The sequence below is a fragment of the uncultured Winogradskyella sp. genome (assembly GCF_963975125.1).
Lineage (GTDB): Bacteria > Bacteroidota > Bacteroidia > Flavobacteriales > Flavobacteriaceae > Winogradskyella.
In genome coordinates this window covers 1-14,341 of the sequence record NZ_CAXBGB010000081.1, presented here as the reverse complement: position 1 = coordinate 14,341, position 14,341 = coordinate 1, and the positions used below count along the sequence as shown (strand labels likewise).

19 protein-coding genes and 1 tRNA gene are annotated in these 14,341 nt (G+C 31.1%); 6 read left to right on the top strand and 14 right to left on the bottom strand.

Translation table 11 applies throughout. The features are described 5' to 3' along the window. Positions 1–85: 85 nt before the first annotated feature. The 12 genes from AAC053_RS11525 to AAC053_RS11470 form a co-directional block, all read right to left on the bottom strand. On the bottom strand, positions 86–1,165 hold the full coding sequence (locus tag AAC053_RS11525) for a ferredoxin--NADP reductase (RefSeq protein WP_339756638.1): 1,080 nt from the start codon (positions 1,163–1,165) through the stop codon (positions 86–88). Then, positions 1,155–2,360 carry an aromatic ring-hydroxylating dioxygenase subunit alpha gene (locus AAC053_RS11520; RefSeq protein ID WP_339756635.1) on the bottom strand — a complete coding sequence of 402 codons (1,206 nt, stop codon included), beginning with the start codon at positions 2,358–2,360 and terminating at the stop codon, positions 1,155–1,157. Before AAC053_RS11520 ends, AAC053_RS11525 begins: the two co-directional genes overlap by 11 nt. A gap of 8 nt (positions 2,361–2,368) precedes the next feature. Next, the gene (locus AAC053_RS11515; RefSeq protein ID WP_339756632.1) at positions 2,369–3,220 is read right to left on the bottom strand and encodes a hypothetical protein; all 852 of its coding nucleotides are present in this window, start codon (positions 3,218–3,220) and stop codon (positions 2,369–2,371) included. Between the two features lie 149 nt (positions 3,221–3,369). Beyond that, positions 3,370–3,516: a hypothetical protein gene (locus tag AAC053_RS11510; protein WP_339756630.1), complete on the bottom strand. Its 147-nt coding sequence runs from the start codon at positions 3,514–3,516 to the stop codon at positions 3,370–3,372. Between the two features lie 11 nt (positions 3,517–3,527). Continuing rightward, complete coding sequence (locus tag AAC053_RS11505; RefSeq protein WP_339756628.1) at positions 3,528–4,739, bottom strand: radical SAM protein; 1,212 nt, start codon at positions 4,737–4,739, stop codon at positions 3,528–3,530. Positions 4,740–4,857: 118 nt separating this feature from the next. After that, positions 4,858–5,814 (bottom strand): sterol desaturase family protein, encoded by a 957-nt coding sequence (locus tag AAC053_RS11500; RefSeq protein ID WP_339756626.1) that lies wholly within the window; start codon positions 5,812–5,814, stop codon positions 4,858–4,860. Positions 5,815–5,926: 112 nt separating this feature from the next. After that, positions 5,927–6,169 carry a hypothetical protein gene (locus AAC053_RS11495; protein ID WP_339756622.1) on the bottom strand — a complete coding sequence of 81 codons (243 nt, stop codon included), beginning with the start codon at positions 6,167–6,169 and terminating at the stop codon, positions 5,927–5,929. A gap of 5 nt (positions 6,170–6,174) precedes the next feature. Then, positions 6,175–7,026, bottom strand: coding sequence for an ABC transporter six-transmembrane domain-containing protein (locus AAC053_RS11490; RefSeq protein WP_339756620.1), 852 nt, complete (start codon positions 7,024–7,026; stop codon positions 6,175–6,177). A gap of 67 nt (positions 7,027–7,093) precedes the next feature. After that, positions 7,094–7,606 (bottom strand): outer membrane beta-barrel protein, encoded by a 513-nt coding sequence (locus AAC053_RS11485; RefSeq protein ID WP_339756617.1) that lies wholly within the window; start codon positions 7,604–7,606, stop codon positions 7,094–7,096. 302 nt (positions 7,607–7,908) lie between these two features. Continuing rightward, a complete protein-coding gene (locus AAC053_RS11480) occupies positions 7,909–8,172 on the bottom strand; it encodes a hypothetical protein (RefSeq protein WP_339756615.1) in 264 nt (87 codons plus the stop codon). 45 nt (positions 8,173–8,217) lie between these two features. Next, positions 8,218–9,288 (bottom strand): cytochrome c peroxidase, encoded by a 1,071-nt coding sequence (locus AAC053_RS11475; protein WP_339756612.1) that lies wholly within the window; start codon positions 9,286–9,288, stop codon positions 8,218–8,220. 18 nt (positions 9,289–9,306) lie between these two features. Continuing rightward, complete coding sequence (locus AAC053_RS11470; RefSeq protein ID WP_339756609.1) at positions 9,307–9,606, bottom strand: DUF6787 family protein; 300 nt, start codon at positions 9,604–9,606, stop codon at positions 9,307–9,309. Positions 9,607–9,753: 147 nt separating this feature from the next. On the opposite strand from AAC053_RS11470, the gene AAC053_RS11465 reads away from it, so the two are divergent. The 6 genes from AAC053_RS11465 to AAC053_RS11440 are packed head-to-tail and all read left to right on the top strand — an operon-like array spanning position 9,754 to position 13,474. Further along, positions 9,754–10,140, top strand: a complete 387-nt coding sequence (locus tag AAC053_RS11465) for a hypothetical protein (RefSeq protein WP_339756607.1) — start codon at positions 9,754–9,756, stop codon at positions 10,138–10,140. Between the two features lie 15 nt (positions 10,141–10,155). After that, positions 10,156–11,322 (top strand): hypothetical protein, encoded by a 1,167-nt coding sequence (locus AAC053_RS11460; protein WP_339756604.1) that lies wholly within the window; start codon positions 10,156–10,158, stop codon positions 11,320–11,322. 4 nt (positions 11,323–11,326) lie between these two features. Beyond that, positions 11,327–11,692: a hypothetical protein gene (locus AAC053_RS11455; RefSeq protein ID WP_339756601.1), complete on the top strand. Its 366-nt coding sequence runs from the start codon at positions 11,327–11,329 to the stop codon at positions 11,690–11,692. 13 nt (positions 11,693–11,705) lie between these two features. Next, complete coding sequence (locus AAC053_RS11450) at positions 11,706–12,251, top strand: YceI family protein (protein WP_339756599.1); 546 nt, start codon at positions 11,706–11,708, stop codon at positions 12,249–12,251. A 10-nt stretch (positions 12,252–12,261) separates the two neighbouring features. Beyond that, the gene (locus AAC053_RS11445) at positions 12,262–12,615 is read left to right on the top strand and encodes a hypothetical protein (RefSeq protein WP_339756596.1); all 354 of its coding nucleotides are present in this window, start codon (positions 12,262–12,264) and stop codon (positions 12,613–12,615) included. A gap of 7 nt (positions 12,616–12,622) precedes the next feature. Beyond that, positions 12,623–13,474: a DUF5777 family beta-barrel protein gene (locus AAC053_RS11440; RefSeq protein WP_339756593.1), complete on the top strand. Its 852-nt coding sequence runs from the start codon at positions 12,623–12,625 to the stop codon at positions 13,472–13,474. 62 nt (positions 13,475–13,536) lie between these two features. Here the strand turns inward: AAC053_RS11440 and AAC053_RS11435 are convergent, their stop codons facing one another. Both AAC053_RS11435 and AAC053_RS11430 read right to left on the bottom strand, forming a co-directional pair. Further along, a complete protein-coding gene (locus AAC053_RS11435; protein WP_339756590.1) occupies positions 13,537–14,097 on the bottom strand; it encodes a Crp/Fnr family transcriptional regulator in 561 nt (186 codons plus the stop codon). Between the two features lie 51 nt (positions 14,098–14,148). Continuing rightward, positions 14,149–14,232 (bottom strand) — tRNA-Leu (locus AAC053_RS11430). Positions 14,233–14,341 lie beyond the last annotated feature (109 nt).

Here is a 14,341-nt window from a genome sequence, read left to right as displayed (position 1 = left end):
TAAAAAATGATGAAAGGAGTTCAAGATAATTAGCTAGTTTAACCTAATTCATAACTCAAAAATAAAAAGCGAAAAAGGTCTTATTTTATTTGTATTCTACCTCAATAGTTTCTGTTAATGGAATGCTTTGGCAACTTAAAATATAACCTTGTTCTACCTCTTTGTCAGTTAAAGCAAGATTATTTTTCATATGAATTTTTCCTGTTTTTAATTTGCACATACAAGTAGAACAAACACCTCCTTCACAAGAATATGGAGGTTCTTTGCCAGCATCAATAAGAGTTCTTAAAATGGTTTTTCCTTTAGGAATAGAAGCTTGAATAGTTTCACCATTAAGAATTGCTGTGAGTTTTGCATTTTCAAAAGCTTCAGTAGTATCTTTTGAATCCTTGCCTCCAAAACTTTCTATAAAAATACGCTCATCTGGTACATCAATGTTTTTTAATGCTTTTTTAGTATTTTCAATCATGGTTCCTGGACCACAGATATAATATTCAGCATTTTGAGCATAAGGAGGATATTCATTTATAAACCATTCTACAGCTTCAGTATCTACGCGTCCTTTTCTAAAGGAATTATCTTTAGATGTCGTCCATAAATCGCTCCATTTACTTTTTGGCCTACTCAAGGTTTGTACTAATACAAATCTATCTTTATAATCGTTTTGTAACTGTTCTAATTCAGTACTAAACATAATAGAATCATGACTTCTATTGCCATATATCATGTGCACAAAACTGCGCTTTTCAGTTAATAATACAGTTTTTAATATAGATAGGATAGGAGTAATACCACTTCCCGCTGAAAATAGATAATAGGTTTTGTAATTTTCTTTTTTTGTATCTGCGTAGAAGCGACCATCTGGTGGCATTACTTCTACTAAATCTCCAACTTTAAGATTATCGTTAATATGGTTAGAAACTAACCCGCCATTAACACGTTTTACACCAATTCGTAATGGCTCTTCAAAAACTGGAGAGCTACACAATGAATACGAACGACGAACGTCTTCTCTGTTTATATTAAACCTTAATGTTAAGTATTGACCTGCTTTATAATTAAATGTTTCATACAAATCATTTGGAACATCAAAAGCAACAGACGTAGAGTCTTGTGCTTCCTTTTTTACATCTTGTATTCTTAGTTGGTAGAATTTAGGCATCATCTCTATGTTTTTCTATCCATTCTTTTACAACACTCTGAAATTTGCTTACTGCATATTCACCTTTTTGTGCTTTTGCACCAATACTAAATAGTGGTGAGCTTAAAGATTTTTGTTGTTGTTCGCAAGCATAAATATCTTCTTTCATAAAATCGCCAGATGCCATTGGGTCACTGGCATCACCTTCATATTTACCTTTGTTACCTATGGTTCTCCATACACTACTCATTGCAGATTTTGTGGCTTGCTTGGCATATTCCCACTCGCTTACATTCATAGTTTTTGAGCGAATAACAACTAAGGTTCTGTCTGGTGCTAATGGAATAGCATGAAAGGTATTCCAAGCACTTTCGCTTTCAGTAATACCAATGTTTGGAAATAACCAAGGGACGTAAGCACCCATTTTATCTTCTGGCATTTTATCTATTAATGGATAAGGTGCTGCGTTTTTTACATCCGCTAAATATTCTGCAACTAAAGGTTCGTAAAACCAATAGTGTGGTCCAGCCCAACCAAATTCAGCTTTAGCATGGTCATACATATTTAATGTGCCTTCGTGTAAATGGGCTAAATGGTAATGATCAATATAATTTTCTACAATGATTTTCCAATTAGCATTAATCTCTTTACTGTAAAATGGTTCTTCTTTTTTTTCTTGATATTCAATTAATTCTTCAGGAATATGTGGTCCAAGAAATGGTTCTACTTCACCAAAAAACTCTATTATATTTGGTGCATTTTTATCTGGATGGACAAATAACATACCTTTAAAAATATCTACTGAAGCTTCATGAAGATTTAGTCCGCAATCATGTAATTCTTTATTATATAAGTCTGGAAATTCTTCTTCTTCTTTTTTAGGAACGCTTACAAGTTTACCTTCTAAATTATACGTCCAATCGTGATAAGGGCAAGTAATTGCTTTTTGATTTTTACCAACAGCACGCAAGAGTTGTGTACCTCTATGACGACACATATTATGAAAGGCTCGTAAACGGTTATCACGACCTTTAACTATGAATATATTATTGAGGCCAGCTTGCACAGAAATATAATCGCCAGGATTAGATACATCTTCAACCAAACCAGCAAACTGCCATGTAGTAGAAAATATATGTTTCTGTTCTAAATCAAACCATTCTTGAGATGTATATGCTTCAACCGGAAGCTCGTGCATCATGTTCTTATGTTTATTCATAGATGTGTTTAATTAGTTTTTCTCTTCCAAGTTTCAGCGTAAGGTTGTCCTTCAATAGTCATTTTTACTTCTAAAGAATTTGTGTTTATTAAATCAAAAATTACGTTGTAAAAACTACTATCTGGCAAGTACATTTTTCCATTAACATATGTGTTGTCTTTAAATTCGACATCTGCTAAAAAATAATCACTCTCTTTATTTTTTCCTACATGTTCTATTGTTCCATCATTATAATAATGAATCTTACCTATATATTTTCCTTGAAGCTTTTCTATTTCATAAATGGCTTGATAATAATCATTTTTTATTTCCCAAGTACCTAAGATTTTATCTTTAGATTTTTGACTAGTTTTATTTTTAGGTTTTTGGCTAGTTTTGTCTTTAGAAGCCTGTTTTGTTAATGAGTTATTAGAGTTGTTATCTTGTTCATTTACAATATTTTTTTCTTCAAAATCAGCAACCTTTCCATTAATTTCTCGTTTCCAAATTTCAGAATATGCTTGTCCATCATAATTTGTGGTCACTTTTATGTTGTTATGATCAATAAAATCAAAATTAATTGAACTTGTTTTTCCGTCAGGATATTGCATATAGCCATTTACATAAGTACTATCTTTAAAAGCAACATCGCTGATAAAATAATCTTCTTCTTTATTTGAACCTTTGTACTCAACGTTACCATCATTATAATAATGTATTTTTCCAAAATAATAGTTACCATATTCTATCATTTCATAACGTGCTTCTACATATTCATTTTTTACTTGCCAAATACCAATAATTTGGTTAGTGTCTTTTGTACAAGACAAGGAAAGTAAGGAAATAAAAATTATAATGGATTTAATTTTAATACGTTTCATACAAATTGTTTTATAGAACAAATATCTAATATAATGCGTTTTTAACATTTGATATATATCAAAAACCTTACGAAGCTATAATGTTGTTAACATCAATTAACTATTTGCTAATGTCATTTATAACCAGCCTAGACCAGCTAGCGTTGTAGTTATAGCAATGGTAAACCAAATAACAGTAACAAGCCAATAGGCTCATATTTTCTATACACGGGACGATGTGTCCATGTAACACCATAATACAGATCATATAAAACCCATAGTATTAAACCAATTCCTATATAAAACCAAATATTCATAATTGTAGTTTTTAATTAAACATATATTTTACTTTATCAATGAGGCTTGAATTTTCATACCAAAACCACCAAAGACCTTCTTCTAATTCTTTAGGAGACATAAGCTTTGGTTGAAACACAGCATTACTACCTTCGTATTTAGACCAGTCTCTTGTTAAAATTCTTCCTTCATCATTAAGCTTTTTAAAAGTATCTGATCCTGGAAAAGGAATTACTAAATGTGGATATACTTTATCGGCTTTTATATCTCTAACAAAGCTTAATGTTTCTTGAAAAATATTGATGTCGTGCGCATCAAATCCAAACAAGAAATCTCCAACAACTTCTATTCCGTAACTTTTTATAATTTTTACGTATTCTTTAACTTTATTGGGCTTTACAAATGCTTTACCTTGATCCTTTAGAGCTTTTTCACTTGGTGTTTCTATACCAAATAGTAAGGTTTTAACACCTGCTTTTTGTGCAGCAGCTAGTAAGCGTTCATCTCTAGCAATCATAATTGTTGTTTCTCCAAAAAAGTTCATTTTTAATGGAGCTATTGCTTCAAATAGAGCGATTGCATATTCTTTATCTTGAGTTAAATTATCCGAGTGTAATTCTACCCATTCTACACCAATAATCTTTAAGGCTTTAAGTTCGCTAACAATGTTTTCAATTGGGCGCAATTGATAATTTTTGAAAAATTTATGCACCAAACAGAAATCACATTTAAAAGGACAACCTCTTGAGACTACTACCGACCATGTATAGTCATAGCGTCTGGGATGAATTATATGAGTAGGATATGGTTTAAGATCCTTTAGATCGAAAACAGTATCTCTTTGGTAACTTTCTTTTAGTGTTCCTTTTTGAAAATCATTAAGCAATTGTTCCCAAATCCCTTCTATTTCACCAAGAAGAATAGCATCTGCATGTTCACTTGCTTCTTCTTTCATAAAATGCGTATGAAGACCACCAAGCACTATAGTTTTGCCTTGCAATGAAAACTTATCTGCAATTTCGTAAGCTCTTAATGCATCTGGAGTAGACATAAAAATAGCAATAATATCTGCTGTAGAATTAAAATCTGTTTTCATTCCGATAGTTTCATCACACATTTCAATTTCTATATGACTAGGCGTAGTACCTGCAGCAGAAAAAATATTCTGTGGAGGACCACCTGTATCTGCTTTATACTTTGAGTATACACTTCCTGCTGAAGCTTTAATTAAGTAAACTTTCATGACTTATTAAATTTAAGATGTTATTAGTATAATTACCCTCTTGCTAAAGGCAGATTATAAGGTAATTTGAAATCTCTCATTGTTTCAATGAAATTCATGATTTTATTGAAGCAACAACTTATTTATCAGAAGGACTCCAATCTGGTGGTTTAATAAATAGTAATAATTTGTTTTTAAATCCTTTTACGGTTATTAAGCGCTTATAAAAACGGTATAAGCCGTGAAGGAAAACCTTAAAAGGATTTACACTATTTAAAGGTTCGGATATACCGTAAACTACTTTTTCAACTTCTGGCTCAAAGGTGCCTAGCATACGATCCCAGATAATTAAAATTCCTGCATAGTTTTTGTCCCAATATTGCCTATTAGATCCATGGTGTACTCTATGATGAGATGGTGTATTAAATATTTTTTCTATAGGTTTTGGTAATTTTCCTATTATTTCTGTATGAAGTAGTGTTTGAAACACTTGTACAAATACCTCAGATAGTAATATTAATATTGGGTCAAAACCTAGCATTACTATTGGTAATGAAAATAAAAGTGGAAATACAGCATCTAAAGGACCAAAACGATATGCTACAGACATGTTAAAATGTTCTGAGCTGTGATGAACAGTATGTGTAGCCCAACCAATACCTATACGATGCATCATTCTGTGATCCCAATAGTATGCAAAATCTGCCAATAAAATAGCACAGAAAACAGTAACAATATTTAATGGTAAATGTGGTAAACTAAAGTTATTGTGTATCCAGAAGTATAGTTTTGTAACAGCAAGTAAGCCTAAGCCATATTCAACAATTAAAAAAGCGCCAAACGTAATAACATTTGCTACAGAATCTAGAACTACATCTTTTCCTAATTTTTTTATTACACCATAACGTATAAGTTCAATAAAAAAGAAAGGTATAATTATGTAGATAAGACTTAAATCATTTATAATGTAAAACCAATAGTTTACTGTTTCAGAATAAATTAGATTGAAATCAAAAAAGTTTGCGGCTAAATGTGCAGAGCCAGCAATTGTTGCTATGATTGCTAAGCTATAAATAAGTAATTTAGAATTGCTCATAACGATATAATTTATACAATAAATGAAATTTAAAGTGTTGTTTTTGGTAATAAAGACCTTTATCAGTATTTATAGTACAAAGATCAGTCTTATGGCAGAGATTACTTTTGACCTACGTCAAAATGTTTAAATAGTTTAAGATTGAGTATAGTGCTAAAAGCGACCAAACCACAACCATAAACCAATATAGTTTTGGTGTTTCTTGTCTTTTAATAGCTTCAACAAAATGAATTTCACCACTTCTAATAACATGAATTAATCCAAGCATAATAAAGGCTGCCCAAAACCAATCCCAATTAAAATAGATGGCAATTGCCATTAAAATTAAAGCCAATATGGTTTTCCATTTTTTCATAAACTTTAAATTGATTTTAAGCGATGGCTTATTTCTTTTAATCTAATGAGCTGTTGAAATACTATTGGTAACATAAAAATACCATTAGAAAATTCTAGAATATAGGTTATAATAGAAAAAATGCTTCCTGCTGTTGCTTCTGCAGCACTTGCCGAGACATATAAAGTAAAAATAGCGAGTACAAAAAGAAGAATTTCAATAATTCCAAAATTTAAGGTTTCGAGATCAGACATTTTAACCATCCATCTTGCGATATTTCTAAAGTGGGCTACAATACCAACTTGAGCTCTAGTTTCGAGCAAAGTAACACGATGCTCTAATTCATCATTTAAACCAATATTAAAGTTATAAATTTTTTTATTACTTAATGTATAAATGATAAAAATGAGAAGAATAGTTACTAAGCATGCACCAAATATCCACCAATCGAAAAGTGCTAGCATTATTAAAGCTCCAATGACACTTATAAGTGATGCAAATGCTTGTGTAATATCGTGTTCAAAAAAATCTACAAGCTCTTTAATTAAAGCACTTCTGGCCGCAATTGTTGATACAGAAATTTGTTTTTGATTCTGAATAGCAACCATTTCAGAAGCTATTATTGTATAAATAGATGTATAAGCTCTTGTATCAAAATAGCGCCTTATAACTCCAATAAAAAAGCCTGCAACATAAAGTAAACAAAACATCCATAAACCATCATTGCTTTTATTGATAAGGTCGTTAATGGCAATACCTAAAACTAGAGGTTGTAGAACTTTAAAAATATTTTCTAGTACCAACATAGAAAATGTAATTGAAATTTTCCATTTAAACCGTTTAAAAATGGCTTTGATTGAGTATTGATGTGTTGTCATAATCATTAGTTTTTTTAGACGCAAAAAGCCAGAGTGTATCTCTGGCTTTATATTGAAGTGGGAAATGTTATAAAGAAAACTCTACTCCAAAGTTTAGTGTTTTCCAGGTACCTCCTTTTACTTTTAATCCTGTATAAGACATGTTTATTCCAATTAGATCTGTAATTTGGTAACCAATTCGTGGTTTGTAATGAAGACCTCCTTTTACATCATCACCTATTCCGATAGCATATCCAATATCTGTTCCTATATAAAGTTTGTCTGTAGCGTTAAACCTTACAGCTCCTGTTATAGGAATATATTTAGCATTAGCATATTTTAAAGTACTTACAGAGTTATCGTTATTTAGTATTTTAACTTTTTTACCTGCAAAGAAAGAGAACCCTGTAGTAAACCCTAAGTCAAATTTATCTGATACTTCAATTAAATAAGTGGCATCTATACCAAATCCTGTTTTAGATACATCTTTGGTGTCTCCCATAGGAATTGCACCAAAAGCACCAATTTTAATTTTTTTGTCTTGTGAGAAAGCAGTTAAACTTATCATCAAAGCTGTTGCGAAAATCATTATTTTTTTCATCATAAATTGTTTAAGAAATTAATATGATACAAAGGTCTGATGAAGTACCATCTTTTCTTTTGACATAGGTCAAAAGACGAGTTGTTGAATTGAAAAATGAAGCTTTTTGATTTATGTCAAATTAGTCGTAAATATGTTTAGATTAAAAACAATAAGTACTTATAGTAGTGTCTAAATTTATTGTTATTCAATTCTAACCTTTTTGTTTCGTTACTTGTTTTTGGTATTATATCTCTATAATGTGAACATTGATTTGATAAAAAAACAAAGGGATTTTCTAAAAGAATTGTTTGAAAGATGACTTAATAATAAAATTGTTCGTAGTCAATAAAGAGTGTCGAGAAAGAATATAAAGCCATTAAAATCCAACTGATTATAATAACCCAATAAAGTGCTGTGTTTTCTTTTTTTGAAATAGGCTCAATAAAATAGGTGACACCAGAAAATAAATCAGGAATTACCCAAAACAAAAATAAAATTCCCCAAGCCCATTCCCAATTCATAAACATAGCAATGTACATCAGTACAAGTGCGGTAATGGTTCGCCATTTAAAAGTGTTATTCATAGCTACAAGATAAATATAAATACTGAATAAGTGAGGTTTATTATATTATTCAAAAGGACTAGCATATTTTGAATTTGTAATTAACTCATAATCGGTTAATGTTTTTAAAAAGGCAACAATATCTGCTTTTTGTTGCTCATTTAGTAGTGGTCCTAAATTTGAAATACTCAATAGAGTAGGGTTTACTGTTGGAGAATATTTAATCCCTTCACTATAATGATCTATGGTTTCTTCTAATGTTTGAAACCTCCCATCATGCATATAAGGTGGTGTTAGTTCAATATTTCGTAATGAAGGAACTTTAAAAGCACCTATACTACTTGAGGAATTTATAACATTTGCTCTTCCAATATCTGTAATGTCAATTTCTAAATCAAGCCCATTATTCATGTAATCATCATTTTCAAAATTTGGACCTCCATGACATTGCACACAATTTGCAAAAGCAACATTTGGTGTTAATGGATCATACCTTTTAAAAAATAATTGCCTACCTCTTTCTTCAGATGGAGTTAAAGTAGCTTCGTTTTTTAGATATCTATCATATTTACTTTTGTTAGAAACAATAGAATGTACAAATTGTTCTATGGCTAATGAGATATTTAGCGAGTTAATACCAGAAGCTCCAAAGACCTCTTCAAAATGCGACACATAATATATATTAGATTGTAATTTGCTGATAACGTTTTCAAGCGTTTCATTCATTTCTACAGGATCTTGAATAGGCATTAAAACCTGGTCTCTAAGTGTATGAGACCTTCCATCCCAAAAGAACTCATTGTCGTTCCAAGCCATATTAAAAACAGCCATAGATTGTCTTGATCCTGTTTGTCCATTTATACCAATAGAAAATTGATTAATATCAGAAAATGCATTGGCTTGCACATGGCAAGAAGCGCAAGAAATAGAGGAGTCGCTACTTAGCATTTTTTCATAAAACAGTTTTCTTCCTAATTCTATCCCATTATTAGTTAGAGGATTATCGTTTGGTAAATTAGGGTTTGGTAGGCCTTCATGTTCTAGTCTATATGAATCTGATACAGGAATAGTAGTTTCATTATCTTTTGAACACGAAAAGAAAAGCATAATGACAATAAAAGTAATAATAGTTCTCATACTCTATTCGTTTTACTTTTAATTTTTGACAGTTATTCCAAACCTGCGAAGCATCTTCTTTTCCATATTCCAGAAAAATTGAAATTGACCAAATAACCAACCAAAAAAGACTAAAAATATTTGGTAAAAAATAAAGCTAAAGAGTATAAATGTTGGGTAATATATAAATGGATTAAAATTGTCTAATGTTATTCCTATAAGTTTTAAGAAAGGCCTTCCTATCATAACAGAAGACGAACCAGTAATTGAAAACACAAAAAAGATAACTATAAATTGCCAAGGGTTTTCAATATTCCAACGTGTCATTAATTTTTTCATTTGTACATGTTTTTTGTAGGCTACAAATCTAAGGTCTGATTTTACAGTTTGGTTTGACCTAAATCAAAAAAGCAAAAATGTAGGCTTAAATGATGATTTTGATATAGGTCAAAAAAGAATCATTAAAACGCTAATAGATTTGTCCACATGAAAATGAAACTCTCACTTTTGTTATTGATTATGTCACTTTCTTGCACCCAAAAAGCAGATGTATTATTGGGAACTTGGAGAGTGCAAAGCCCCTTTTACAAAGCTACATGCAAAATTTTAGAAGAAAATGATAGTATAAAAGGCTTGGTGTTGTATTACAATGATGATACAACAGTATACAGCTATAAAGAAGGAGAGGCTAAAAACTACTTTTTTAATAATCTTAAAGAAAAAGGTGGTCAATACATAGATGCTATTTCTGGAGCAACAAAAACAAAGTCTTCAAATGAAAAGGCAACTTTAAACTTATTAAGCAAAGACACTTTAGAAATAACTACATATATAATGCATAAACCATTAAAAGAAATCTGGGTAAGATTTTAAAACTCAAATTAAATTATGAATAGAAGAATTCAATTTTTAGCCTTTTTTGCAGTAGTATCAATATTTATTATTGGATGCTCGTCTGATGATATTAGAAATATTGCAGGACCTAACGAAACAATAGATCCAGAGTCTACAGGACCAACAGAAGTCAATCCTGTAGATATTAATGAAAACGTTAATGGATTTAATTTGCTCGAACGAATGCAAGGACAGTGGGTTGGTACCAATCGTGTAATTGCTGATGATTTTGATTTTTTTGCTTGGGATTATAGAGCCAACTCACCATCTCAAGTACATGGTATTTTTGAAGGTGGTTCATTAGGAAATCTACTAACCTCATTTTTTGTAACCGACTTTAAAAATAAGCGCACCATTATGGCGCGAAATGGAGGTTTATTAAATGGTATTTATAGAACAAGTTATTTTGTGTTAGATAGTGTGCGATCAGATAATAATGGTAATTATTATAGATTGGTTGATGCTATTGGTGGCAAAGGAACGATGTACATGGAATTACGCTTTAAGCAAGATAGTTTGTATTGGAATGCGTATACCAGTAGACTAGGTACGGTTGTACCTCCATCGAGGCACATGACATTTAAAGGAAAACTAAATGATTTTGAGCTAGCGCAAACAGCTGCAGATGCTGTTGGGTTTCCTCAAAATGTTCCGGCTTGGGATTTTTCTAATGGATTTATGGAAGACTATTTATATATAAATCCTGGTGATACAGAACCAGTTTCTGCTACTTTTTTAGCGCAAGCTGAAAACAATAACGATGTTTTTACACTAGCACAAGAATCTGGTGATCCTTGGCGAATAGACCAGCATCCATTTTTAGCATACCTACAAATAAATATTGTTAGGAATCCTGATGTTGAAAATAAGACGCTATTCGTCAATCTATCTAAAGAGTCTTATACAGACGAGTTTGGTTATTTTGTTTCAGATTTAGAAGTATACAATACCACTTTGCTGTTTTCTGAATTATCTCAAAATGAAAACAGCCTATTGGCCACATATTTACATCCAGGAACATATTATGTAAATGTAACAGCAGATGTAAATGAAGATGGATTTATCTCTGAAGGAGATTTTACTCATCCTCAACAGATGATAACTATTACTGCTGAAGGACAACAAGAAATAACTATAGATAATATAACTGTTCAAAACTAATATAATGATAAAAAGATTTTTTATTACAATCATAACGATCACAACGATTACTCTGTCTCAAAGCTGTACAACTGCAATTATTGACGAAGGTACAGTTGAAGAATTACCTCCTCTTAACAGAACAGTGACTTATCAATCTGATGTGCAAAATATTATGTTTAACAGATGTATTACATGTCATGGAGGCTCAGCACCACAGAGCGGATTAGATTTAAGCACATATCAAAACACACGTTTTTCGGCAGAAATGGGAAGTTTAATTCAACGTATGAATAATGCAACAAACCCAATGCCACCAAACGGATTAGTTTCACCAGAGTTAAGACAAATAATGGATAAATGGGTGACTGATGGATTTTTAGAAAACTAATTATAATAATAAGATGAAAAAAATAATATTACTCATAGCCATAGTTGCAACTAGTATGGCTTCAGCACAAAAATATTTTACTAAAACAGGTTTAACAGAATTTAAAGCTTCTGTAGAAGCTTTTGAACCTGTTGAAGCTAAAAATGAAAGTACTACAGCTATATTAAATACAGAAACAGGTGATATAGCAGCGTTACTTTTTGTTAAAGCTTTTCATTTTGAAATTGCTTTAATGGAAGAACATTTTAATGAAAACTATATGGATTCTGACAAGTTTCCTAAAGCTACGTTTAAAGGAAAGATTGAAGATTTTTCTATAGAGAGTCTAACACCTACTGAAAAAGAGTTTACGTTAAAAGGTATGTTAACAGTTAGAGGAAAGACTAAATCTATAGAATCGATTGTTCAAATAAAAAATACGGATGGTAAGATCGTTTTGTCTTCAGAATTTAGTGTATCACCAAAAGATTTTGATATTGAAATTCCGAGTATAGTTAGAAAGAAAATTGCTGAATCAATTTATATAAAGTTTTGCTATGAGCTCATTGAAAAAAAGTAAAATAACCTTATTGATTTTAGGACTAGTTATTCTTGGAGCATATTCTGCATATAAGTATGCTTATAAGCCACATAAAAGCATAAATGAGCTAGAAGTAAAGTTTTCTGGCACATCAGATGTTTTTTTAGATAAAGTAAAGGAAGATGTCTCTCTATGGCAAGATGTTGTTGTAGAGTTAACAGGCACAATTACTTCTATTGATAAAAAGGGAATTACAATAGATAGTAGTATTTATTGCCAATTAGAAACAGCGACTGCTGTAGAAGCATTAAAAGAAAAGCAAACGATTACCATTAAAGGAAGAATGATAGGTTACGACGATCTATTAGAAGAAATAAAATTAGACAAAACTATTATTAAATAACACATTGATGAAAAATTATTTACTAGCCATTTCTATTATATTTTTAAGTTTTAACTCTTTAATTGCTCAGGACGATTTATTAAGCGAATTAGAAGCGGATGTAAAAGAAGAATCTTATGAGCAACCTGCTTTTAAAGCAATGAAGATAGGTAACTTACAATCTACTAAAGTAGCCTCTAAAGGCGATTTATACATGTACGTGTCTCATAGATTTGGTACATTAAAGGATGGATTAACAACTTTTTTTGGTTTTGATAATGCGAATACAAAAATACAATTGGTTTACGGTGTCTTTGATAACATTCAAGTTGGTCTTGCAAGAGAATCTATAAGACAAACATATTCTGCCCATGTAAAAGCTAAATTAAAAAGTCAAACTAAAGATTTTCCTGTAAATGTTACTGGTTATGTTACTACTAATATTAGAACAGATATTCGAAAAGAACAATATCCTTTTTTAAAGTTTGGAGATAGAATGAGCTATGCAGCACAGTTATTAATTTCAAGACGATTTAGTAATAACTTTTCTTTTGAATTAGCTCCAACTTTTGTTAGGCAAAATTTAGTACTAGAACCTTTTCAAAAGCACAACCAAATTGCATTAGGTGCTGGTGGACGAATGAAGGTTAGTAAGCGTATGTCTGTAAATGTAGATTACGTTTATAATTTTAGCAGACACAAAAACTCTATTTATAATAATCCCCTAACCTTTGGACTAGATATTGAAACAGGAGGACATGTTTTTCAGTTATTATTTTCTAATGCACAATCTACTAACGAACCTGGTTTTATTAGTAATGCAGAAGGAAAATGGTTTGAAGATGTATTCTTTGGATTTAATATTGTAAGAGTATTCTAAATCTGAGTATTTGATTTTTTTTGATTGATTTGGTTTAAAATTCCTGCTGCAAAGCGGGAATTTTATTTTCCTCTAATTCTGCTTAAAGTTTCTTGAGATATGCCAAGCATAGAAGCAATGTGACCTAAGTTTGCGCGTTGCGTAACGGATGGGAAAGCAGTAGTTAAAAGTTCATATTTTTCTTTAGCAGTTAAAAAATAATAACCTTTAAAGAAATCATCAATCATTGACATTTGTTCTTCTAAAATGAGTCTTCCGAAGCGTTCTAGCTTTGGGTGTTTTAAATATAGTTCTTGCCATTGATCATAGCTTAAAGACACTAATGTAGAATCTTCAGTTGTCTCTATATATTCAGATGCAGGTTTGCGTAAAATATAACTATGCCATGAAGAAATAATAGAGTTTTCAGGATATATCCAATACGTAATATCCTTTCCATCTTGATAGTGATAGGTTCTAAGGGTTCCTTTTACTAAATAGTATAAACGCTCACAAGTTTTGCCTTCTCTTAATAAGACGTGTCCTTTTTGGGTTTCTTCAACTAATACTAAGTTGCATATATCTTTCTCAGCCTCTTTAGAAAGGTTAATATATTGCTTTATATAATTTATAAACTCATTCATGGAACTAAAAATTAATAAAAGAAATCATGTCGTTTTTAATAAAAAAGAAAGTGCGCACGAGAAGACTCGAACTTCCACGGACTAATGTCCATCAACCCCTCAAGCTGACGCGTCTACCAATTCCGCCACGTGCGCATTTAGATAAGTAAAGATAAAAAAAAAAGTTAAGCTTTTATTGCTTAACTTTTTGTGACCAGTCTGGGGCTCGAACCCAGGACCCTCTCCTTAAAAGGGAGATGCTCTA